Below are 24,290 nucleotides of genomic sequence, written 5' to 3'. Positions count from 1 at the left end.
CTTAGTCGAAAGATAAGCGGTTTTTTACAAACTAGGCTTTTAGATTTCGATACCGCTGAAGTAGGGTAGGGTGCGAGTAATGCAACTTTACATAAAGGGGGTGAGGAGTAAGGTTGCTCAGGCTGTTGCGCGATAATTTTTTTAATGAAGTGATGAGTGGCTGCGCCGCGTAGGTGTTTTTTGCAAAATCATCAGCCTGATATTCAAACTTTCGGGATAGTACGCTCATTAAAAATCCGGTAATTCCTGAAATGGGTGCGTATAAAATTCCGAAGGCGATAAGACCGGCGTGAAAACTGGGCTGCTCAACCCCGATAGCTAAAGAGAATACTTCCTGACTTACGAAAAGACCCAAAAGCCAAAGCGTAAAACCGGTAAGAAGCAACGACATAACTAAATTTATGACGATGTGATTTTTGCGGTAATGGCCCACCTCGTGCGCGAGTACAGCTACAATCTCTTCCTCTTCAAGATCGTTAATCAGGGTATCGTAAAGGGTTATACGTTTTTCTGATCCGAAGCCCGAAAAATAGGCATTGGCCTTTGTACTTCGTTTTGAACCGTCTATGACAAAAATATTGTTGAGTTTAAAGCCCACCGAGTTTGCGTAGTTTTCAATTTTATCGCGTAAACCACCAGCTCCTAACGGAGTTTGTTTGTTGAATAGGGGTACAATTAGCCTGGCGTAGAACATATTTGTTACCACAGCAAATACCGCAAAAAGAATCCAGGCATAGAGCCAAAAGAGATCACCGCTAATCTGGTAGAACCAAATCACCAAAGCCAGCAAGCCGCCACCCACCAAAATAGTCATCAGCAGGCCTTTCAATTTATCCATAAAAAACAGGGCAGGGGTCGATTTATTAAAACCGAAGCGCTCCTCGATCACGAAGGTTTTATAATACCCAAAGGGTGTGGTCAAAATATCAGAGCCCAGCATTATGATTCCAAAGAAAATAAGACCAACAACAATCTCATTAGTACTTACTGAACGGGCCAATTGATCTATAAAACCAAAACCATCAGCAAAGAAAAAGATCAGTGTCACCAGCAGCATAAAGCTTGATGTTAAAGCGGAAAAACGAGCATTTGCCTTTTTATAGTCCTGAGACTTGCGATAGCTTTCTTCATCATAAACATCGCTCAATTCCTCAGGAACGGGATCGTCAAAATGTTTTGCATTTAACCAATCTAGAAACTGGTCTACTACAAAACTAATAACGATAAAAGCGATGATGATGTAAAAAACAAATTGTGGGGTCATGGGTATCTAAAATTAGATGAAAAAGCCCCGTTGTCTTCGGGCTTCAAAAATGAGTATCGCTGCAGCTACCGAAACGTTCATGGAGTCGAGACTGCCCTGCATCGGGATAATGATATTTTGTTTTGATTCGACACGCCAGGTTTCTGAAAGTCCGTCAGCCTCAGTGCCCACTACAATGGCGCAGGCTTCGGTAAAGTCTTGCTTTTCATAGGAAATCGCTTCCTGTAAGATAGCCGCAAAAATGTTAATATTACTCTTTTTTAGGAAATTAATGATCTCTGAAGTACTTCCTGTTGCGATGGGAACGGTAAAGACGCCTCCCACACTAGAGCGTATGATGTTGGGATTGTATAGGTCTGTACGCGGATTAGCCAAAATAAAGGCATCGACACCGGCTGCATCTGCGGTACGCAATAAAGCGCCGATATTCCCCGGTTTTTCGGGCGCTTCAGCAATTAAAATCAAGGGATTTGCAGGTAATTGTAAATTCTTCAATTGATTGGTTTTCGCTTTCGCGGAAGCGATAATGCCTTCGGTTCCGGAGCGGTAGGCGATTTTACGGTAGACTTCCTCAGTCAGTTCAATTACTTCGGCCTTGCCAGAAAGTGCATCGAGTAAATCTTCCAGAAGCTGCGTTTCGACAATAGTTTTACAAAAAAACACGTGTTGAAAATTGTAACCTGCCTGTAAAGCGAGATTGATTTCGCGCATTCCTTCAATTAAAAACAAACCGCTTTTACGGCGCTCACGGGACTTTTCCTGTAGGCTTACAAGCTTTTTAATTGTAGGGTTTTGGGTGCTGCTGATGCTTTTATACATAAATGCAAAGATAGAAAACTAGCGATCAGACCGGCTATTCAATCTTCGAAGCTTTATGCAGGGTATAATGCTCTTCTAAAACTTCCAGAAGTGCTTCCCGGGAATAGCCCTCACCAGTCTTGCTATACAGTTTCAAATCAAGACGGTCATTATCGCGTACTTTAAGTGAATCTTTGGCATAAAAATGATCAATCAGCTCCTGAAGTTCATAGTTTTGGGCCTCCAGGCAAAGCAAGTTTCCTTCAGGGCTGCTGTCATACGTCATTCGGGTTGACCTATCGACTTCGAAGGCGATACCGGTGGTTTTAATAGAAACCTGCTCATCATCAACCAGTGATCTTTCCACATTGTGAAAAACCAAAAAAGAAAGCATAATCAGACTAAAATTATGCAGAAAATGACCTAAAAGTGCCCAAACAAACCCCAGCTTCAGTCTTAAGAAACTGAAAATTAAGCCCGCTACTAATTGTGGACCGGTAATAATAGGGGCCAGAACAAAAAATACCCAATCTACGTTTTCATAATTGCTTAAATGCACCAGGCCAAAAACGCTCGAAAACAGATAGACAATGACCCTCAGATGTTTTTTCCAAAAACCGGAAAAATCGGTTTTAAAAAGATAAGCAAGTCCGCGAAAGAGGTAATTACGCCTGTATTTAAGCGGAAACCTGAAAATAGTCTCCTCAATCAGCGGCGGCAAAATGGTCATGATTACAATCGCTTTCCAGAAAGGATACAAATCCTGATTCAGGAGGTTTTCATAATCTGCAGTAAGCGGCTCCAGAAAGCTGAGTAGGATGACAAAACCTATAGCCAGCAGTAAATCGTAGAAAATACCGCTAAAGAGAAACTTTAGTTTTTCCCAGAAAGAGACCGGAAGAACGGTGTCGTCTGGCTTGCTTATAAAACGGTTAATAATGCCTACCCTCGAAGCAAAACTCATAGACCTGGATTTCTATTTCTTAAAAATGGGAAGTAAATAACTTATAGAATATCCATAACCCGCGCCGTATACGTTGTCAAAGGTTATTTTGTTGAATCCCGGAGCATATAGGTTTGTGAAATCATCAGGTGCCTTTTGCGAAAGCATACGTTTCAGCTGCACATTCATACCCAGGTATAAGTTGTTGAGCACTTCTACCTGAATTCCCATTTGCAGCTCACCCCAGATCGCATTAAGCCCCGAATATTCTCTGGAAACCGTGCGTACATCGGGTTCAAAAAAGGTGACAGGATTGTAAATCGTGTACTGGTTTAAATCGGTTTTAAAGGAAGATACACCCACGTGAAGTCCTACGTAGATGAGGTTTGACATCCCCGCCCAGTTATTATAGGCGTTATAATTGATACCACCTTTAAGATACGTTCCTTGAATTTTTGCATCAAAAATGGCTTCGTCAAAGCTTTTGGTTTCACGGCCTATTTCTGCAGCGATGTAATACCGGTCTTTGATTCGAAAATCTCCAACCACAGCAGCGCCTTCATAATTGTCTTCTAAAAATGTGCGCAAGATTTTGCTCAGATCAATACCGGCACGCAGGCCGTACTTTTGGGTTGGGTTTTGGTCTACCAAAGTATCTGAAGCTCTGGTCTCCAGAGGTTCTTCAACCACAATTCCCTGATTTTCCTGAGCCAAAGCAGTGCTCAGGCTAAAGGAGCATAGACTAATGACTAATATATACCTGTGTAGTATCTTCATTTTCTACAGTTCTCAAGTTAATATTAATATCATCAATCCAGCGGGTTGCACCGGCATTGTTACGAATTTCAAGATTTGTAAAGATCACTCTGTACCCACAGGCTCTGCTGATGAAAACTTCCTGAGGAGTGTAAGTAAACGTCAGTTCGTCTACATCTTCAGGATCTTCTGCAGCGTCCGGGTTATCTGGATTTTTCTCAAAAAGCAGTACGGTAGCCGTAGTATCTGTGCGTAGCGGAACGTTTATGGTCGACGCATTACTATACGGAATCACTTTTGTGCGGTCTTTATTATAAATCGCAATATTGAGCGGTTTGCTTTCCAGCACATTATCGTTGCTCCTGAAACCAATGGTAAGGGTGGGAGTAGTGGGTGTACTTGCAGCACAAATATCATCCCGTTCACACGAGAAGGCGATAAGCGCAACCAGCAAGATCAATACGATTCCGTTTCTAAGCATTATTTAAGTTCTAGTAAAACAACATTTTCTACGTGATGCGTTTGTGGAAACATATCAACCGGCTGAACCTTTTTTATAGTGTAGTAAGGATCTAACAAAGCCAAATCACGAGCCTGAGTTGCACTGTTACAGCTTACATATACGATGCGCGGAGCTTTGATTTTAATAAGCTGCTCTACCACATCTTTATGCATTCCATCACGGGGAGGGTCTGTAATTACCACTTCGGGTTTGCCGTGTTGAGCCACAAAAGCTTCATTGAAGACATTTTTCATATCTCCCACATAGAACTCAACGTTTTCAATTCCGTTTAATTGCGCGTTTTCACGGGCAGCAGTAATGGCATCGGGTACGGCTTCAACCCCGATTACTTTTCCGGCTTTTTTGGCTACAAACTGAGCGATAGTCCCGGTCCCGGTGTACAGGTCAAAAACCGTCTCATTACCGGTAAGACCTGCAAAGTCGCGTGTGATTTTATACAGTTGGTACGCTTGTTCAGAATTGGTTTGATAGAAGGATTTGGCGTTGATTTTAAACTTCAGGCCTTCCATTTCTTCGAAAATATGATCCCTTCCGGCGTAGCAGATTACTTCCTGATCGTAAATGGTGTCGTTTCCTTTTTCGTTGATCACATAAAGGAGCGAGGTGATTTCCGGAAAGCTTTCTTTAAGATAATCAAGCACCAATTCACGGGATTCTTTTTCGTCAGCAAAAAACTGAATTAAAACCATCAGTTCACCCGTACTGGTTGTACGAATCATCAAGGTTCTCAAAAGGCCTTCCTGATTACGGGTATTAAAAAACGGAATGTTGTTTTTAGTAGCAAACTCTTTTACCCCGTTGCGAATGGCATTACTGGGGTTCCGCTGCAGCCAGCATTTATCAATATCTAGAATTTTATCCCACATTCCGGGAATGTGAAAGCCCAAAGCATTGCGATCTTCAATAATTTCATCGCTTTTTATTTGCTTTAGGGTGAGCCATTTGCTGTCGCTAAAGCTAAATTCCATTTTATTGCGGTAAAAATAGATGTCTTCACTGCCTGCGATTGGAGTAACCGGAGGAAGCTCCAGTTTCCCTAGTCTTCTGAGGTTATTTTCTACCTCGCGCTGCTTGTATTCAAGCTGAGCCTCGTACTGCATATTTTGCCATTTACAGCCTCCACAAGTACCAAAATGCTTACAAACCGGCTCTGTGCGTTTAGGAGATTCTTTATGAATGGCAATGGCAGAACCCTCGTAGTAGGCTTTGCGCTGCTTGGTAGTTTGTACATCAATAATATCGCCGGGCACTGCGTTGTTGATAAAAATAACGCGGCCGTCCGGGGCTTTTGCAATTGCTTTTCCCTTAGCGCCGGCATCGGTCACCGTCACGTTAGAAAAGACTTTTCTGGATTTCTTTCTTCTTGACACGCGGCAAAAATAGTATAATTATGATGATCTGCATCAAGCTTCAGCCCCGCATTTAAGGAAGCTTTAGCACTAAGTAAGCTAGAGAGTTACCGAATTTTTAATAAATTGCGAAAGCTTAAACAGGATGATTTCTCTCCTTTTAACAATGTTTTTAGTGATGTTTCTTCTGAAGTTATACTGAAATGTACTGAAGGCATTATCCAAGCAGGAATCATAGAATGCTTACCCTAAAATTTTTTACAACATGATTACTGAAGATCAACTCACTTCACAGGAAGCGATTGCCCTTGAAGAAAAACACGGCGCGCACAATTATCATCCGTTACCGGTGGTTTTAAGCCGGGGAGAAGGTGTTTTTGTGTGGGATGTAGAAGGTAAGAAGTATTATGACTTTTTATCTGCTTATTCTGCGGTAAACCAGGGACATTGCCATCCTGCCATCGTTGATGCGATGAACAAACAGGCACAAACGCTTACCCTGACTTCACGGGCTTTTCACAATGATATTCTGGGTCGCTATGAAGCTTTTGCGACAGATTATTTTAAGTTTGACAAGCTGCTGCCTATGAATACCGGGGCAGAGGCGGTTGAAACTGCGATTAAAATCGCACGTAAGTGGGCTTATGAGAAAAAAGGCGTGAAAGAACAGGATGCCCAAATTATTGTATGTGAAAATAATTTTCACGGAAGAACGACTACGATCATCTCTTTTTCTAATGATGAAGGTGCCCGTAAAAACTTTGGTCCTTACACCCCCGGATTTATAAAAATACCTTACGATGATCCCAAAGCTCTCGAACGTGCTTTGATCGAAAATAAAAATGTTGCCGGTTTTCTGGTTGAGCCCATTCAGGGAGAAGCTGGGGTGTATACGCCATCAGATGATTTTATGAAACAGGCTAAGGCGATTTGCGAAAAGCATAATGTGCTTTTTATCGCTGATGAAATTCAAACCGGAATCGCACGTACCGGTGCTTTACTGGCAGTTTGTGGTAATTGTACCTGTGAAGGACATTGCGAGCGTCAGGAAACCTATAGTCGTCCTGATATTTTAATATTAGGAAAAGCGCTTTCCGGAGGTGCCTACCCAGTATCTGCAGTACTGGCAGATGACGAAATAATGAATGTGATTCAACCCGGTCAGCACGGTTCTACCTTTGGGGGTAATCCGGTGGCGGGAGCGGTGGCAATGGCTGCCCTTAACGTGGTTAAAGACGAAAATCTAGCACAAAATGCCCGCAAATTGGGTGAATTATTTCGCGCTAAACTGAATGAGTATATTAAAGACAGTACTATTGTAAATCTGGTGCGTGGCCGCGGATTACTCAATGCGATTGTGATTAACGATACCGAAGACAGCAGTACAGCCTGGGATATCTGCGTAGCCTTAAAAGAAAATGGATTGCTAGCTAAACCTACTCACGGTAATATCATTCGTTTTGCACCTCCACTGGTGATGAACGAAGAGCAGCTTCTGGATTGTGTAGCAATTATTACGAAAACACTGGGTGATTTTGAAAAGTAGAAACCTGTTTTAAGATTAAATAAAAAAAGCGCCTCATAGGCGCTTTTTTTATTTAATATGCTTGGCAATTACTCAACGATTTCGATAAGTTCCACGTCAAAAATTAATGCGGTATTAGAGGGTATTCTTGCATTGCCAAAAGCACCGTAGGCTAATTTTGCAGGTAAAAATAAAGTGGCTTTTCCACCGGTTTTCATCAATCTGATGCCTTCACTAAAACCGGTAATAACATTGCTTAAATTGAATTCTGCCGGTGTTGTAGTCGTCTGGTCAAATACCGAATTATTCAGAAAATAACCTTTGTAATTTACCCTAACGGTTGAAGTAGCTGTGGGAGATTCTCCTGTTCCTTCCTCCGTAATGATATAATGCAGACCACTGGAAGTTGTCTGTGCGGTCAAATCATTAGCTTCTAAATAGGCTGCTATTTCTTCCTGGTTACGGGCAAATGCTTCGGCTTCGGTTTCTGTAGGTTGTGTGGGCCCTGCATCGTCACTTAATGAACAGGAAACAAATAAGCTGATAAACAGTAATCCTAAAAATGATTTCATAAAAAATTTAATTTTAAATAAGGTTGAACCGCATTCCGTCTATACCGGAATACTTAGCCTTTAGATACAAGCAGGTCAAAAAGGTTGCTTTTCAATCCTTATTTTTTTGCAGCCAATTCGGCTATTTTAATAATAACTTCAGTTGCTTTAAGCATACTTTCTACCGGAACATATTCAAATCTTCCGTGAAAATTATGTCCTCCCGCAAAGATATTAGGACAGGGAAGTCCCATAAATGAAAGTTGAGATCCGTCTGTGCCACCACGTATGGGTTTAATTATAGGTTCAACACCTACAGCTATCATAGCCTCTTCAGCCAGATCTACAATATGCATTACTTGTTCAATCTTTTCACGCATATTAAAATACTGATCTTTAATCGTGAGGGTAATCAGTTCCAGACCATACTGGCTGTTAATCTCTGTCGCAAGATTACTTAAAACTTCTTTTCGGGCCTCAAAATGCTCGCGATCGTGGTCTCGTATTATGTATTCAAGAACAGTTTCTTCCACATCACCTTTAATTCCGTTTAAATGAAAAAAACCTTCCCGATCTGAGGTGTGTTCAGGCGTTTCAAGTCTGGGTAAGGAGTTGATAAAGTCCTGTGCAATGTAGATGCTGTTAATCATTTTGCCCTTTGCATAGCCCGGATGTACGCTTTTTCCTTTTACAAATACCTTTACGCCTGCGGCATTGAAGTTTTCGTATTCCAGCTCACCAATTTCACTACCATCCATTGTATACGCCCAGTCTGCACCAAATTTCTTTACATCAAATTTATGTGCACCACGACCTATTTCCTCGTCTGGCGTGAAGCCTATACGAATAGGACCGTGCTCAATTTCAGGATGGTTTTTCAAATAGTTTACGGCCTCCATAATTTCAGTAATCCCCGCTTTATCATCGGCTCCCAGAAGGGTAGTTCCATCTGTGGTAATTAGCGTTTGGCCCTTATAATTTTCGAGTTCCTCAAAATCATCGGGACTTAAAACGACACCCTGCTCTTCGTTGAGAACGATGTCTTTCCCATCATATTCGCGAATAATCTGAGGTTTTACATCAGTTCCGCTAAAATCTGGGGTAGTATCGTAATGCGAAATGAACCCAATCACCGGGAGCTTTTTTGAACTGGTAGCGGGTAAGGTGGCCATAATGTACCCATTGTCATCAATTGTTGCATCGTCAAGACCAAAATCCAGAAGTTCCTGATGCAGTTTGCGAGCCAGGTCCCACTGTTTTTGCGTACTGGGAGTGTCAGAACTTTCGGGGTCACTCTGGGTGTCTATGGTTACATAACTGATAAAGCGATCAATGAGCGATTTTCTCTCTATTATAAATGTATTTTTCACACTATATTGGTCTTTTTGTTTATTTATTTCAAACGTTTACGTTAAAAAAATAGTTTTTTCTTAAAATTTCTTGAAAAAATAGCTACTTTAAACTCACTATTTCAAACTAACACAAAATTATAATTATGCAAAGAAACTTCACCATTACAGTTCTCTTTTCTTGCTTTATTTTATTTGTAGGATATGCACAGGATATTCAAGTATCCGGAACGGTTATAGATGACCAATCTACTCCGCTTCCTGGCGTGTCTGTTCAAGTGGAAGGTACAGACAAAGGAACCATCACAGATTTTGACGGAAACTACAGTATCGAAGTAACCAGCGGGGTCAATCTGGTTTTTTCTTTTGTAGGATTTGAAACCCAAACACTACGGGTAACAGGACCGGTACTTAATGTAACTATGACCTCGGGTGTAGCTCTGGATCAGGTTGTACTTATTGGTACCCGTAATCCAAGCCGAACAGCTGTAAACTCAGCAGTACCAGTAGACGTGCTGAGTGTTTCAGAAATTGCCGAAAGCTCACCGCAGATTACAGTAACCGAAATTTTGAATTATGCAGCACCTTCTTTTTCATCAAACCCACAAACCATTTCTGATGGAACCGATCACATTGCACCGGCTTCTTTACGAGGACTGGGACCTGATCAGGTTTTGGTATTAATAAATGGAAAAAGACGCCACAAAACGGCGCTGGTAAATACTAACGGTACTTTTGGTCGTGGCTCTGTAGGAACTGACTTATCCGCGATTCCAACCAATGCTATTGAGCGTATCGAAATCCTGAGAGACGGTGCCGCCGCCCAATATGGTTCTGATGCCATTGCAGGGGTGATCAATATTGTGCTTAAAAAAGCTACCAACCAGCTTGCTATAGATATGACTACAGGGGCAAACTTCACCAGTGAAAATTATGACGATAGTGTTGACGGCGAAAAAATTAATATTGGCGCTAATTACGGTTTGCCTATCGGCGAAAAGGGCGGATTTGTAAACTTTACGGGTAACTTCAACTTTAGAGGAGCCACAAACCGGATGCGTTCATTTAGCGGACAGATTTTTACAGGCTATAATTCAATTGAACGTGTAGCTAATAATGATGGTTTTGATCTTCTTGATTTACAAACCGATGTAGATGCAATCAAAGATTACGCTCAAAGTGCAGGATTACCGGCAGATGTACTTGCTCAGGTTAATGCAGCTAACAGCATCCCAGATTTGCGAACGGCGCTTAATTATGACAATACTGATACCGAGCTTGGTTTTAGAGGCCTTGATCGTAGCGATTTTAACATGCGAGTAGGTAATTCACAATTAAGAGGAGGTCAGTTTTTTGGAAACCTTGAAATCCCTTTAGGAGGAGAGGGTGATTTTAAACTGTATTCTTTCGGAGGACTCGGGTTTAAGAACGGTAATGCCGCCGGTTTTTACCGCTTACCTTTTCAATCCCGAAACGTGACTTCGGTTTATTTAAATGGTTTTTTACCGGAGATCAATTCAAATATAAAGGATAAAGCAGTTGCCGTAGGAATTCGTGGTAAAGTGGGAGAATGGAATGTGGACTTAAGCAACAATACGGGTATTAACGAATTTACGTATCGTATTAGTAATTCACTGAACGCTTCCTTGCTTAATTCAACGCCATTTGAAGCTGATGCGGGTGGTTACAGCTATCAGGAAAACACTTCAAACCTGGACGTAAGTCGTTTTTACGAAAATATTATGTCTGGTTTAAGTATTGCATTTGGTGCTGAATACCGTGTTGAGAATTACGACATCATTCCTGGTAAAGAGGTTTCTTATGCCCGTTATGATACTCAGGGAAATGTTTACGATCCTACCGATCCTAACAGTGTAGTTCCTGTAGACTTTTTTGGTAGCGGTCGTCCCGGAGGGATTCAGGTATTTCCGGGTTTTGCGCCGAACAACGTGGTAGATGCCTATCGAAACTCAGTTGCGGGATATCTGGATGTGGAAGCAGATTTTACCGATACCTTCCGTATGACCGGTGCTTTACGTTATGAGAATTTCTCGGATTTTGGCGGAACCTTAAATTTTAAATCTTCCTTTTTGTGGAAACTCAATGAAACCTTCAATCTCAGAGGTTCGGTACAGTCGGGCTTTAGAGCTCCATCGCTACACCAGATTTATTACAACTCTACATCTACCTTATTTGTAGATGGGGTTCCTCAGGAAGTTGGTATCTTCTCCAATACCTCCCGAGTTGCCCGTGTGCTCAACATAGCAGAGCTGAAAGAAGAAACCTCTCTGGGCTACACTGCCGGGTTTACGGCTAAAGTTCCAGATGCAAATCTTTCCTTTACAGTAGATGGTTACTTGATCAATATTGATGATCGCGTGGTTTTAACGGGTCAGTTTGGCCCCAATGGAGATCCCGAATTGCAGCGTTTATTCAGTCAGGCAAATGCCACACAGGCGGCGTTCTTTGTAAACTCTGTAGATACTCAGACTTCCGGTATTGATTTTGTTGCAGATCACAGTGCTAATTTGGGAACAGATCTTAGGTTAAAAAACACTCTTTCTTTTACACTGTCAAAAACAACCATTGAAAATATCAATATTCCGGGGCCGGTGCGGGATGCAGATCTTGCAGAAACCTATTTTGACCGAACCAGCGAGTTGTATATAGAGGCTGCTGTGCCTCGTACTAAAGGAAGTTTGACTAACAGTCTTTTTGTAGGTGATAAGTGGAATGTGTTTCTACGCAATACTTACTTTGGTGAAGTGGAAGAGGCAACCAATAATGTTGAACCAAATATTGATCGTATTTATTCCGGAAAAATAGTTACCGATTTAAGCGCGAGTTACCGCTTTTCAAAAGCGCTTAAATTTACCGTAGGGGCTAACAACCTGTTAGACGTCTATCCAGATATGGCAGACCCGGCATTTCAATCAGATGGGCGTTTTCTGTATTCCAGAAGATCTACACAGTTTGGTATAGATGGTCGATATCTGTTTGCCCGTATGAATATTGTATTAGACTAAAGTTTTTCAGAAACACCATTATTTAAGAAAGGCTCCTTTTTAGGGAGCCTTTTTTATATGTCTATTTCTTTTTGATTCTAAGAGAGGCACTGTATTTTTGAGCAGTTTTAGCACATACCTATGTACAAGTCAATCATTCGCCCCTTGCTTTTCAAATTTGACCCCGAAGCGGTGCATCATTTCAGTTTTAAAAGCATTGGCTTGATGCATAAACTGGGGGTTACCAAACTCCTTAAAAATCAGTTTCAGCTTGATGATCCGCGATTGGAACGGGAGGTTTTCGGTCTAAAATTTAAAAATCCGGTGGGGCTTGCAGCAGGTTTTGATAAAGATGCTAAACGCTATAAAGAACTTGCTGATTTTGGTTTTGGCTTTATTGAAATTGGTACACTTACCCCAAAACCCCAACCCGGAAATCCCAAAAAGCGACTATTCCGCCTTAAAAAAGATAGCGCCATCATTAACCGAATGGGATTTAATAATGGAGGAGTAGAGGCAGCCGTTGAACGCCTTAAATCAAATTCTGATGTTTTGATAGGGGGCAATATCGGTAAGAATAAAGTCACCCCTAATGCAGAAGCTTTTGAAGATTATAAAATCTGCTTTGAAGCGCTTTATGATTATGTAGATTATTACGTGGTTAATGTGAGCTCGCCAAACACACCTAATCTCAGAGAACTACAGGATAAAGAACCACTAACACAATTGCTTAGCGGACTTCAGAATCTAAACGCTAAAAAGCCAAAACAAAAACCCATTCTGCTAAAAATTGCACCAGATCTTACGGACTCCCAATTGCTCGATATTATTGACATTGTAAAAGAGACTCAAATTGCCGGAGTTATAGCCACAAATACCACCATAAGCCGTGACGGACTTCAATCTGAGGCAAAAGACGAAACCGGTGGATTAAGCGGTAAGCCTTTGACGCAGCGTTCAACAGCTGTTATTCGCTTCCTGGCTGAGAAGAGCGGAAAAGCTTTCCCTATTATTGGCGTAGGTGGAATTCATACTCCACAGGACGCCATAGATAAACTGGAGGCAGGAGCAAGTCTTGTTCAGCTTTACACTGGCTTTATTTATGAAGGTCCGGGACTTATTAAACGCATAAACCGCAAAATTTTACAGAAACTATAATAGCAGTTCTCGAAATTCGTTTAAATTTATAATTGCGAAAAGCGACCCCCTTTCATATTTATAATTACGTGAATTACAATTGTAACGCATATCTCAGTATTGCTATAGGAAGGGTATTTCTTTTTTTTACGCTCCTCATAAGTCTGTCAGCATTAGGGCAAACACGTCCTATAGATTCTCTTCTCCAAAAATTATCAGAAACTAAATCAGATTCGAGCCTGGTTCACATTCTCGAGCGTTTGAGTTACGAATATCTGTATTACAAGCCCGACTCGGCGTTGGTTTACATTGACGAGGCTCTCGAACTTTCTAAAAAGAACGAATATCAACTTGGTCTTGCCAAAACCTACAACCGCAAGGGAACTTATTATATCGTAAAATCCCAGTATCCTCAGGCTATTGAAGAGTTCCAAAAGGCTTTACCCTATTATAAACAAATAGCTGACAGCACGGGCATAAGTGAAAGTTTGGGAAATCTGGGTGTTTTAGACTTTTATCTTAGAGATTATGATGAGGCGCTTTATAATTTTCAGGAAGCCATTACATATCTCGATACAGTCGCTCAGTTTGAAACCTATACCAAGTATTTATCAAATTTAAGCGGGGTATATCGGGAGAAAAAGCAGTTAGACAGTGCGCTCTATTACGCTCGACGCTCTTTGAGCTATTCCGAAAAACTGGATGACAAACGCCTTTTGTCTGTTTCCTATTTCAATCTGGGTACGGCTTATTTTTTTCTGGAGGATTACGATAAGGCCATCTCTAATCTTGATGAGGCCATTAAACTGGATCGTATTCCGATTCAGTTTTCCATTTTGGCGAAATCCTACAAGTCTCTCAGTTATACGATTCTTGGAGATAAGAACAAGGCCGCGGCAGAATTAGAGGGTCTCGAGCAAAAGGCATTGGCTATAAATGATCAATATGTAACCTTGCGATTCTACGAAGCAAAGCAAAAGCTTTTGGAGACTGAAGGTCGCATAGCGGAAGCTTTAGAATATGCTCAGAAGTACATTAAACTTAATGATGAAATTCACAACAGAGAGCAAATCAATATCCTTCAGAATATTAAAGTAAAGTACGCGACCGAAGAGCGTATCTACGAAAATAGGTTGTTGAATCAGGAAGCCGATTTACGAAATCTGCAATTGCAAAATCAGCGTTATGCTATTTGGGCAGTAGCTATTTTGGTTTTTCTGTTTCTGATTTTATTCCTGATCCTGTATCAATTGTACAGCTATAAGTCTGACGCGAACAAGAAGTTGAAAGAGAAGCAGGAAATATTAAATGAAAACAACAGGAGTCTGGAGCTTATCAATACGCAAAAAGACAACCTTTTTTCAATAGTTGCACACGATGTGCGCAGTCCTATATCTTCCATTTTAAGCAGCACGCAATTTTTGAATAGTCATTTTGAAGAATTTACTATTGAAGAAATCAGACATTTGGCCAAAGGATTAGAAGATCAGGCCGAAACGCTTAATAGTTTAATTCAGGGCGTGCTAATATGGGCAAAATCTCAGATGAATGGTTTTGATTTCCACATACAGGAAGTTAAAGTAGATGAGCTTATTTCAGGAACTTTAAAAGCAGAAGAGACTGCCCTAAACCGAAAAAATCTTCAGATTTTTCAGAAAATCGAAAAGGATCGAATCATAAAAACCGATTATCAGGTTCTGCAGGTCATTGCCCGTAATTTTTTAAGTAATGCGATTAAATTTACTCCGGTAGGAGGAAACATCACTTTTGAACTCTTGGAAAAAGCCAATTTCTATCATTTCCGAGTCACCGATACCGGAAGAGGTATGACTTCTGAAGAAATCAAAAAAGTACTTGTTGATCAAAAGCGCTATTCGATTAAGGGTACAGAAAATGAGCCCGGAAATGGAATTGGGCTAATACTGTGTCAGGAGATCGCAACTAAAATTGGTGGCCGTCTGGAGGTCGAAAGCAGCCCTGGAGAGGGTTCAACCTTCGTGTATGTTTTCCCTAATAATTACCAGCCCGAGAAGAACTAAAACGGTATTTGAAGGCGTGTTTTTAATTGTATCTTTAACTTCCTTTTATTACGATAATCGATAATAAATGTCTTGAAGTAATTTTTCAATGAACTCAAAAATCAAAATCATAGAATGTCCACGTGATGCCATGCAGGGAATAAAAACTTTTATCCCTACCAAGCAAAAAGCACAGTACATACAATCTTTATTGCGTTGTGGTTTTGATACCATAGATTTTGGAAGTTTTGTCTCGCCCAAAGCCATCCCCCAGATGGTAGATACCGCTTCGGTTTTAGATCAGTTAGATTTGTCCCGTACGCAAACAAAACTTTTGGCCATCATCGCTAATTTACGTGGAGCGCAAGACGCGGTAAAACACAAGCAGATCGATTATTTGGGGTATCCTTTCAGTATTTCAGAGAACTTTCAAATGCGTAATACGCACAAAACTATAGCAGAATCTGTTGGCTTGCTTCAAGATATTCTTGATTTGGCTTACAAACACAATAAGCAGGTGGTTACGTATATTTCAATGGGTTTTGGTAATCCTTATGGCGATCCGTGGAGTGTGGAAATTGTAGGGGAGTGGACCGAAAAATTAGCAGAAATGGGTGTTTCCATCCTGTCGCTTTCAGATACTGTGGGAACTTCAGATGCTGAAACTATTGATTACCTGTTCAGCAATCTCATTCCTAAATATCCACATATAGAGTTTGGAGCGCATCTACACACCACGCCCAATAAGTGGTTTGAAAAAGTAGATGCTGCTTATAAGGCAGGCTGTCGCAGGTTTGACGGTGCCATACAGGGGTTTGGCGGTTGCCCGATGGCTAAAGATGAACTCACCGGCAATATGCCTACCGAAAAGATGCTTTCCTATTTCAATACGGTAAAGGAAGATAGTGGCATACGCCCCATGAGTTTTGAATCAGCGCACAACGAGGCTTCAAAAATCTTCCAGAACTACCATTAATTGGCACCGCCAAAAGATATAATTCCTCAAGGCATTCCTCGAAATTTTTAATTTATTGAATTAATGCCTCGCGTGCTTGCCCGAGGTCAATTCCTACAATTTAAATTGAAGCGTCGCATACCAGGTTCTAGGCTGACTCGGGATAATACCGGGCCCGGGATAACCGGTGGCTCTGCGTACAAAGTACGAGTTGTCTAGCAAGTTGTTAATACCGGTTTCTAAACGGAATTTCTTATAGGTATACGATAGCGAAAGATCCAGAATATCATAAGCCGGGATTTCTCCTATAATTCCTGAGGTATTGCTAAAATCACGTTCTGAGTTGGTGGCATCAGTAAATTGTTTGCTGAGGTAGGTGTACTGAAGGCTTCCCAAGAGGTTTTTAAAGCCAAAATTAATTCCGGTTTTTAGGTTTACATCCGGTATAAATTCTACTTGTTTGCCAGCTACATTAGGTTTTTCAGAAGCGGTATATTCTGATTGGGTCAGTGCTAAATTTCCAAAAAGTCTAAGGCTAAAATCCCGGTTGCTGCTAAAGGTGTCCCAGATGTTGTAATCCACAAAAGTTTCGACCCCATAAATGGAAGCATCCCCAATGTTACCCCTTCTTTGAACGACAAGTATATCACTCTCTTCCTCCAGAACTATACCCAGCCTGTCTTGATAGCGTAAATAGAACGCGCCTACGTCGTAGCTGAGTAAAGAACCTATTCTTCCTCGTGCACCCAAATCAAAAGTATAACCATCTTCGTCAGTAATACCTTCATCTATCTGAAATGTAGGGTTTACAATACGAATGTCATCAAAAGTAACTGACCGGTAATTTTGACTGATATTGCTGTAAAATTCCAGAGCCTTTGAAGGTTTATAGCTCGTACCCACACCGAGTAGAACAAATGTGCGTTCAAAATTTCTATCCTCTTCAATATCCTCATCCAGAATCACATTTCCGGCGTTATCGGTATTTATACGTTTAAAACTTCCTTGTGCACGTGTATTTATATATTCTAGTCTGGCACCCGGAGTTACACTGAATTTTTTACTCAGGTTGATTATGGTCTCGCTAAATGCCGCAAGATTAAGGTTCGGAAACGTATAGTCTGACTGACGCTCATAGTTCGGGAAATCAGCCGTGGCAAAGTTGAAATCAGCATCACTTGCCGTTGTTCCGGGACCTTGCTGGCTTTCGTTTCGGGATTGATAATATTTACTACCTACTAAAAACGTATGCTCTTTACCAAACAGGTTGTATCGTGTAAGAAATCGTGCTTCGGCTCCCCAGTTTTTAAAATCACCTACAATCAAATCGCGAGGCTCACTAAAATCATCAGGTTGATTCACCCGGTTTACCCGGAAACCAACTGTTTTCCGCGAAGCGTCAAGGGCAAATAACTGCAGGCTAAAATCCGTTTTTTCTGAAAAGGCGTGCTCCAAACGGAGGGCAAAAAGTTTCCAGTCTACGGCAAACCAGTTACGGCTGCGGTTGCTAAAGGTGGGGTCTTCTTCAAACTGTGAGTCGGTGAGTCCGCCTGCCTGCTGAGCCAGGTAATACAGGTAACTGCCTTCAAAAATCAGCTTGGTTTTATCGCCTATTTTTTGATCGAGATGCAAATAGGCGTTATAAGAATCAAAACCGGAGTTCGGTCGAAAACCGTCTCCTTTTTTGTAATTAAAATAGGCGTAGTAGCCCGTGTTGTCTACCGTGCCGCTCAGGCTGTTAAACGAGGTAAACAGATTATAGCTACCTAAAGTTTGCCTTGAAGTCCACTCCAGTTTTTTGTCGGGGTTGGGTTGTTTTAATTTGAAATTGATGAGACCGCCAAACTGCGTACCGTATTGCAGAGAGGCTGCACCGCGTACCACTTCGATACTTTCTAAAGCCTCGGCGGGTGGCGTGTAATAACTCTCGGGATAACCCAAAACATCTGCCGAAATATCGTAACCATTTTGACGCGTATTAAAATTAGCCGAACGGTTGGGATCCAGCCCACGTCCGCCGATGTTGAGCTGCAAACCGGCGTCGTTATTTTCGTAAATATTGAGACCTACCACCTGTGCGTAAATCTGCCGGGCAGTTCCTGAAGCTAAATTGGCAGTCAGGTTTTCTACCTGTACCACCTCGCTCTTTTTTCCGGCGTAAATGGCAGTTCCTTCTACGGGTTTGAGTTGTCGCAAAGCGAAAATTTTCCGTTTGCGGGCCGTGATCATCACCTCGTTCAGGTTTTCGCCCAAAGAATCGAGCGCAAAATCAAGACGTGTATCTGAAGAAAGCGTGATACTTTTTTCAGCCAGTTCAAAAGCGAGGGCAAACACATTTAGGGTATAACTTCCTTCAGACAATCCATTAAAGGTATACGTACCGCTTGCATCGGTTTCGACCTTTCGGCCAATTTCAAGACAAAATACTTCGGCATTGGAGATAGGCTCTCCGGTATTTGCGGCAGTCAGGGTGCCGGTAAGATTGTACTGCGTTTGTTGCGCCTGTGCAGTTTTCGCGAATGCGAAAAAAACAATTAGCAAAGCGAAAAATTTAAAGTCCTTGTATGGTATCATCAAAAGGGAGTATAAACGTTTTGGGCTTAAACGAGCGCGGCTCATCAAGCAAATTTACATTAGGGTCTATAAATGGCTGACTCAGTCTGCCGTTGAGTGCAACATAACTTTCTACATATACCGCCAGGCTTTTATGTCCCTGCGCCGAAAAATGGTCTGCAAGATACTGCGCGTATTCGAGAATAAAGTCGGGCTGAGTGCTCATTTGCTTTTCCTGAAAAGGCGTCAAAAAATCGCTGTTATCCACGTAGAAATTTTTGCCCGTTTGCTCATCAACCACCTTAAATTGGGCATAGCCTGCCTTTTCCATCAGCATTACCCGCCACGAAAAGCGATAACCTTCTTCGGTCCAGAAGAGTTCGCCGGGATAGGCGAGGTAGCGCCAGGGCAGCAGCAGCTGAATCACAAAAAATGCAGCAACTGCCATAAGTGCCGGTTTCGAACTCATTTTTGAAACCCGGACTGTCGTTGCAAGAGTTTTTAGGCGGAAGGATCTTCTCAGGAAATGGATGATTTTTTGATGGAAACCGGCGTCAAAGAAAATCAGCGCGCTTACAATCATAATGTATGGAAACATCCCAATAGGGAATAACACCCGGGTAAGCAAGTGGAAAATGACTACCAACACAAAACCCAGTTTACGCGTGGGTTTGTACAGCAATAAAAACGGAATGCTGAGATCGTAGATCGCTCCAAACCAACTGAAGCTGTAATGTACCCACTCTTGCTGCATTAGGTTTCCTAAAAGCGGTAAATCGTATTTGGAAGGCAACCAAATCTTAAGTGGCATCGCCCGTAGAAGCCAGTCGCTGTTCAGTTTTGCAAGGCCGGCATAAAAATAAACGATACCCAACAGCAGTTTGATGCTGTCTATATTCCACTTCGGGATGTGGGTAAATGCTTGTTTTCTACGGTACGAATCCAGAGAAAAATAGGCGCTACCCTCTAAAAATAGCATTAAAAATGCCAGGCAGCTGATGAAATAATAGTGATTGAGGTAGGTGGTTTTATCCATCAGCTCAATATAGGTAAAGCTCAGAAAGAACAGGAGTACAGACCATTTGTAGCGATAGCCCAGCGCAATACCCAGAGCAGCAAGGGCGCAAATGCCAAAAATCACGTAGGTAAAGTTGCCTAAAGGCTGTACCCAGCTAAAGCCGTAATAGGTAAAGTGAAAATCGGGCTCAAGGTAGAGTTTCTCAATCCAGCCGTTGCTCCAAAATCGGATAATGCTCAACAGCATCATCACACCAAACAAAATACGAAAGACCGCTAATGGAGCGGCCTCTGTATTTTTAGTAAGATATTTGGAGATTGACTTTTGCATTAATCGCCGTCTGCATCTACATAATCGACACTGATGTCAAGTGCCTGCAACATATCGATCTTCATCAAAATCGTATTTCGCTGTAGCTCATTGTAAGTTTCTAACAAGGCATCGTTGTTGGTCTCAATCTGCACCACAAAACTACTGTTTAAGGTGTTAGCTTTAGCCCGTGCGGCGTCAAACTGGACATTGATAAGACCACTAAGATCACTACCGTTTTTAATGGTATTTAGATAATCGAGATAGGCTTTGAAAGAAGCTCCGGTGGCCGAACCCTTGTAGGCTTTCCCGTTGAAGAAATTCTGGGTTGCATTTAGGGCTTCAAGCAACAACGCTTTAGATAAGTCTTCCTTATAATAAGCTTCTACTGTTTGCGGTAGTACCTCATTTGAAAAAATTCCGGCAGGAATCCCCACTTTTCCGGCTCTTAAAAGCTTTTCGTAATAAAAAATGTAATCGTTAGCCAGTTTATCAACAGAACCAGAAGCCGAAGACGATGTGTTGCTCACAAAGCTTCCGCGGAAACTGTTTTTCCAATCGGCCAGTACCGTTGTGGTTAACTGTTCGATACTTCCTGTTATGTCGCTTAGGTACTTCTTATAATTTTCAGCGTTTGCATCTGTGGTATAAAAAGCAAGGACTTCGGCGTCGCTATCTCCCAATCCAAAAAGCAAGTAATCAAGCGCCGGGAAACCCTGTGCATCAACTGCAGAAGGTAGCGCCAGGTCGTAATTTCCACTTTCTACAGCCGAAGTGATTTCGGTAGCATTGGTAGGGTAGGTGTTCAGCCTGTAACTGTAACGTACCTCTTCGGCTTTGCCTATATCAAACAGTTCAACATTTTGAAACGAAAAATAAGCAGATTCCCAGGCTGTGCGCAGTGTACCAAGCGTACTGGTATCCGGAGTCGCAACAAAAGCGGCTGCAGCAGCATTCAAGGCTTTAGCTTCAACATCAAAGGCCTCGTAAGACGGAATGATGATATTATCTGCCCAGTTCACGAGCATCGCACCGCGGTCAAACTGATCGGTCTGTCCCTGCCCGGAGTCATCTGTGCTGTCTGAGGTACAACTCATCAAGCTGACCAGAGTAATTAGGGTTAGAATGGAAATAATTTTTTTCATCTTTTCTTTTTTTCTTTTTCTAATCTATGCCCATTTATGGGCTTTCATTTTTTTGGATTGCAAAGATACTTTAAAGCGTGTAAATCACTAGTCTACACTTGCAGCTTGAGCTACGGTAAAATCAAATTCTGCTGCAATACTTTCTGAAATAGCGTCAATGGTATCTGCGGTAAGATCCCATAAGCCGTTGGCCCCATCGCCCATAAGCTGGCCTAATAAACCGGTTACTTCAACAGCACTTAAATAAGGAGCGTCAGTTTGTGGATTACGGGTAAATTGTAAGCTGTATATAAATCCATAAGCCTCAGACAGACCGTGGAACGCTCCGGTTTGATTCCCCGCTTCGATTTTCGTTTTGGCCTGTTGCAGGTAGTAGATGCCACGTACCGCGATAGCTTTAGAAACTTCGGCGCGAATGATTGCTGCCTGCTCGTCACGGGTAACATAGTCACCGGCCACGATAGCGGCACGACCGGTTTTAAAAGCGTCAAAAATCGTTTCAGCAATGGTATTAAAATCAGCATCATCATTTACGCGACCCACATATTCATTTAAGAATCCATCATCTTCACCAATGGTTGCATTGGGATTTGTAGGATCCTGAGAAGCACCGTAAATGTAACCGTAAGCCTCATCCCATTTGTGTTCCATCGTGGTGTAATTTGAACCTTCTGCGGTAACGCCTGCCGAGTTATTTGCGCGGTTGTCACCTTCATCAAGAACAGCTACGCTTAGGTAGTTATTCAGCATTTGATCAGTCATCAGCGCTCCAAGAAGTCCTTTGGCAAAAGCCTGATTGTATTCTAATCCGGTAGCAGACACGTAACGGGTACGGGTTCCGTCTGCGATTTGACCGGCAGTTCCTGCAATCGCTACTACATTTTGATTCGGGAATACTTCTGAAACCTGCTTGGCGATATAATCGTCAAAGGTACTTTTGATAGCCTGACTCTGTACAGCATTGGTATTGTAATAGTCTACAGAAGCAGCAACTTTACTTCGTACATTTTTATCTGAAGCATTAAGCGCTGCATCTTCAAAATCAGCATCCCCGGCAGTATGCGTAAATTGTGCCATTATGGAAGCTTCAGTCGCATTGTCAAAATCGAGCAGACTTGAAGAAATGGCTTCAGCCATCGCGATACGCGTGGTTTGTCCATTGAAATCAACCGTAGAATTACCTTCACGAGTAAACGTATAATTCTGAGGAACCTCTAAAACAGGGTTTGTTGTATCCGCATCATCGTCTGATGAGCACGAGCTTAAAATCACGGTTGCGGTTAGTAAGATGGAAAGCGGTTTGAACATTATTAATCTTATTTAGACTGAATATTGATAATTTTATTCCGGCAAAAATAACAGCCACAAGCAAACCTTCCAAATTTATTTAGACTTATTTCAAATAAAAATAGTGCAATCGTATTCAATTTTTATTAAATGCCCACAGTGCTTGAGGTTTGAGAATTTAGCAGTATATTTGCACGCAATTAAATCCTAATTGCAATGACTGCTCACGAAACAAAAATCTTAGGAGAAGGTCTTACTTACGACGACGTACTCCTGGTCCCTGCTTACTCTGAAGTACTTCCCCGCGAAGTCAGTATTCAGTCAAAATTCACCCGCAACATCACATTAAACGTACCTATCGTTTCCGCTGCAATGGATACGGTTACCGAGTCGCGCATGGCTATTGCCATTGCCCGGGAAGGGGGTATAGGTGTGTTGCACAAAAACATGACAATCGAGCAGCAGGCAGTTAAGGTGCGCCGCGTTAAACGTGCAGAAAGTGGGATGATCATAGATCCTGTTACCTTAAAGCGTGATGCGTTTGTAAAAGATGCCAAGCGTCTTATGGCCGAACACAGCATTGGGGGAATTCCCATTATTGATGATGAGGGTCGTCTGGTAGGAATTGTTACCAATCGCGATCTGCGTTTTGAAAAAGACGACAAGCGTCCTATTGTAGAAGTCATGACTTCCGAAAATCTGGTAACCACAGCTGAAGGTACCTCTTTAGGACAGGCTGAAGTTATTCTACAGGAAAACAAAATCGAAAAATTACCCGTGGTAACCGATGATAATAAATTGATCGGTTTAATCACGTTTAGAGATATTACAAAACTTACCCAAAAACCTATTGCAAATAAAGATACCTACGGAAGGTTGCGCGTTGCAGCTGCTGTTGGTGTGACTGCAGACGCGGTGCAGCGGGTAGAGGCTTTGGTTAATGCCGGAGTAGACGCCGTGGTCATTGATACGGCTCACGGGCATACTCAGGGTGTTGTAAAAGTGCTTAAAGCGGTTAAAGATAAATTTCCCGAGCTTGACGTTGTGGTGGGTAATATCGCTACGGCAGAAGCTGCAAAATATTTGGTTGAAGCCGGTGCAGATGCTGTAAAGGTTGGTATAGGACCCGGTTCTATTTGTACCACACGGGTGGTCGCCGGTGTAGGTTTCCCACAGTTTAGCGCTGTACTTGAAGTTGGAGCCGCTCTTAAAGGTACTGGTGTGCCTGTAATTGCAGATGGAGGTATTCGCTATACCGGGGACATTCCTAAAGCAATTGCAGCCGGTGCAGACTGCGTGATGTTAGGTTCGTTGCTTGCAGGAACCAAAGAATCTCCCGGAGAAACCATAATCTATGAAGGCCGAAAATATAAAACCTATCGCGGTATGGGTTCTGTGGAAGCTATGAAAACCGGTTCTAAAGACCGTTATTTTCAGGATGTGGAAGATGATATCAAAAAACTGGTGCCGGAAGGTATCGTAGGTCGCGTACCTTATAAAGGTGAACTTTACGAAAGCGTACATCAGTTTATCGGCGGACTCAGAGCCGGTATGGGATATTGTGGTGCAAAAGATATCGCAACGCTTAAAGAAAACGGTCGCTTTGTTAAGATTACCGCCAGTGGTATTCATGAGAGCCATCCGCACGATGTAACAATTACTAAAGAATCTCCTAACTACAGCAGATAATTTATATCGGTCTATAACTAAAAAAATCCGCCTCAAATCACGAGGCGGATTTTTTATTGGTACTGCCAAAAATAGGATACATCGAGGCTTACCTTTTGGTAATATACTTCAGTCGA

18 protein-coding genes are annotated in these 24,290 nt (G+C 42.0%); 6 read left to right on the top strand and 12 right to left on the bottom strand.

The window, feature by feature from the left end; all coding sequences use genetic code 11:
* Positions 1 to 31: 31 nt before the first annotated feature.
* From CJ305_RS05215 to rlmD, 6 genes are read right to left on the bottom strand one after another with little or no spacing between them, the layout of a single operon-like run.
* Complete coding sequence (locus CJ305_RS05215) at positions 32 to 1,264, bottom strand: M48 family metallopeptidase (protein ID WP_099645194.1); 1,233 nt, start codon at positions 1,262 to 1,264, stop codon at positions 32 to 34.
* A gap of 12 nt (positions 1,265 to 1,276) precedes the next feature.
* Positions 1,277 to 2,083, bottom strand: coding sequence for a TrmH family RNA methyltransferase (locus tag CJ305_RS05210; protein WP_099645193.1), 807 nt, complete (start codon positions 2,081 to 2,083; stop codon positions 1,277 to 1,279).
* Between the two features lie 34 nt (positions 2,084 to 2,117).
* Positions 2,118 to 3,026 carry a CPBP family intramembrane glutamic endopeptidase gene (locus tag CJ305_RS05205; RefSeq protein WP_099645192.1) on the bottom strand — a complete coding sequence of 303 codons (909 nt, stop codon included), beginning with the start codon at positions 3,024 to 3,026 and terminating at the stop codon, positions 2,118 to 2,120.
* A gap of 12 nt (positions 3,027 to 3,038) precedes the next feature.
* On the bottom strand, positions 3,039 to 3,782 hold the full coding sequence (locus CJ305_RS05200; RefSeq protein WP_099645191.1) for a DUF6048 family protein: 744 nt from the start codon (positions 3,780 to 3,782) through the stop codon (positions 3,039 to 3,041).
* Positions 3,748 to 4,242: a DUF6452 family protein gene (locus CJ305_RS05195; RefSeq protein WP_099645190.1), complete on the bottom strand. Its 495-nt coding sequence runs from the start codon at positions 4,240 to 4,242 to the stop codon at positions 3,748 to 3,750. The genes CJ305_RS05200 and CJ305_RS05195 overlap by 35 nt, the downstream gene beginning before the upstream one ends.
* A complete protein-coding gene (gene rlmD, locus CJ305_RS05190; RefSeq protein WP_099645189.1) occupies positions 4,242 to 5,654 on the bottom strand; it encodes a 23S rRNA (uracil(1939)-C(5))-methyltransferase RlmD in 1,413 nt (470 codons plus the stop codon). The genes CJ305_RS05195 and rlmD overlap by 1 nt, the downstream gene beginning before the upstream one ends.
* Before the next feature lie 244 nt (positions 5,655 to 5,898).
* Here rlmD and rocD point away from each other — a divergent pair, with 244 nt between their 5' ends.
* Positions 5,899 to 7,179, top strand: coding sequence for an ornithine--oxo-acid transaminase (rocD, locus tag CJ305_RS05185; protein WP_099645188.1), 1,281 nt, complete (start codon positions 5,899 to 5,901; stop codon positions 7,177 to 7,179).
* 68 nt (positions 7,180 to 7,247) lie between these two features.
* On the opposite strand, the gene CJ305_RS05180 is transcribed toward rocD, so the two are convergent.
* Entirely contained in the window at positions 7,248 to 7,730 is a 483-nt protein-coding gene (locus CJ305_RS05180) for an FKBP-type peptidyl-prolyl cis-trans isomerase (protein WP_099645187.1), read from the bottom strand.
* A 98-nt stretch (positions 7,731 to 7,828) separates the two neighbouring features.
* Positions 7,829 to 9,079 (bottom strand): peptidase T, encoded by a 1,251-nt coding sequence (pepT, locus tag CJ305_RS05175; protein WP_394340042.1) that lies wholly within the window; start codon positions 9,077 to 9,079, stop codon positions 7,829 to 7,831.
* A gap of 125 nt (positions 9,080 to 9,204) precedes the next feature.
* Here pepT and CJ305_RS05170 point away from each other — a divergent pair, with 125 nt between their 5' ends.
* The 4 genes from CJ305_RS05170 to CJ305_RS05155 all read left to right on the top strand — a co-directional run bounded on the left by CJ305_RS05170 (position 9,205) and on the right by CJ305_RS05155 (position 16,194).
* Positions 9,205 to 12,084, top strand: coding sequence for a TonB-dependent receptor (locus CJ305_RS05170; RefSeq protein WP_099645186.1), 2,880 nt, complete (start codon positions 9,205 to 9,207; stop codon positions 12,082 to 12,084).
* Positions 12,085 to 12,204: 120 nt separating this feature from the next.
* Positions 12,205 to 13,221, top strand: a complete 1,017-nt coding sequence (locus CJ305_RS05165) for a quinone-dependent dihydroorotate dehydrogenase (RefSeq protein WP_099645185.1) — start codon at positions 12,205 to 12,207, stop codon at positions 13,219 to 13,221.
* A gap of 239 nt (positions 13,222 to 13,460) precedes the next feature.
* A complete protein-coding gene (locus CJ305_RS05160; RefSeq protein ID WP_189319392.1) occupies positions 13,461 to 15,239 on the top strand; it encodes an ATP-binding protein in 1,779 nt (592 codons plus the stop codon).
* Between the two features lie 88 nt (positions 15,240 to 15,327).
* Positions 15,328 to 16,194: a hydroxymethylglutaryl-CoA lyase gene (locus CJ305_RS05155; protein ID WP_099645183.1), complete on the top strand. Its 867-nt coding sequence runs from the start codon at positions 15,328 to 15,330 to the stop codon at positions 16,192 to 16,194.
* 93 nt (positions 16,195 to 16,287) lie between these two features.
* On the opposite strand, the gene CJ305_RS05150 is transcribed toward CJ305_RS05155, so the two are convergent.
* The 4 genes from CJ305_RS05150 to CJ305_RS05135 form a co-directional block, all read right to left on the bottom strand.
* The gene (locus tag CJ305_RS05150; RefSeq protein ID WP_099645182.1) at positions 16,288 to 18,747 is read right to left on the bottom strand and encodes a TonB-dependent receptor; all 2,460 of its coding nucleotides are present in this window, start codon (positions 18,745 to 18,747) and stop codon (positions 16,288 to 16,290) included.
* Complete coding sequence (locus CJ305_RS05145) at positions 18,725 to 20,074, bottom strand: HTTM domain-containing protein (RefSeq protein ID WP_099645181.1); 1,350 nt, start codon at positions 20,072 to 20,074, stop codon at positions 18,725 to 18,727. The genes CJ305_RS05150 and CJ305_RS05145 overlap by 23 nt, the downstream gene beginning before the upstream one ends.
* Complete coding sequence (locus CJ305_RS05140; protein ID WP_099645180.1) at positions 20,074 to 21,198, bottom strand: imelysin family protein; 1,125 nt, start codon at positions 21,196 to 21,198, stop codon at positions 20,074 to 20,076. The genes CJ305_RS05145 and CJ305_RS05140 overlap by 1 nt, the downstream gene beginning before the upstream one ends.
* 87 nt (positions 21,199 to 21,285) lie before the next feature.
* A complete protein-coding gene (locus tag CJ305_RS05135; RefSeq protein WP_099645179.1) occupies positions 21,286 to 22,506 on the bottom strand; it encodes a DUF4856 domain-containing protein in 1,221 nt (406 codons plus the stop codon).
* Between the two features lie 195 nt (positions 22,507 to 22,701).
* Between CJ305_RS05135 and guaB the strand changes: the two genes are divergently transcribed.
* Positions 22,702 to 24,174, top strand: a complete 1,473-nt coding sequence (gene guaB, locus CJ305_RS05130) for an IMP dehydrogenase (RefSeq protein WP_099645178.1) — start codon at positions 22,702 to 22,704, stop codon at positions 24,172 to 24,174.
* Positions 24,175 to 24,290 lie beyond the last annotated feature (116 nt).

It is taken from the genome of Leeuwenhoekiella nanhaiensis, assembly GCF_002744755.1.
In the GTDB taxonomy this organism is placed as follows: Bacteria; Bacteroidota; Bacteroidia; order Flavobacteriales; family Flavobacteriaceae; genus Leeuwenhoekiella; species Leeuwenhoekiella nanhaiensis.
Note: the sequence above shows the minus strand (reverse complement) of the source record. Positions and strands in the feature narration are given on the sequence as shown.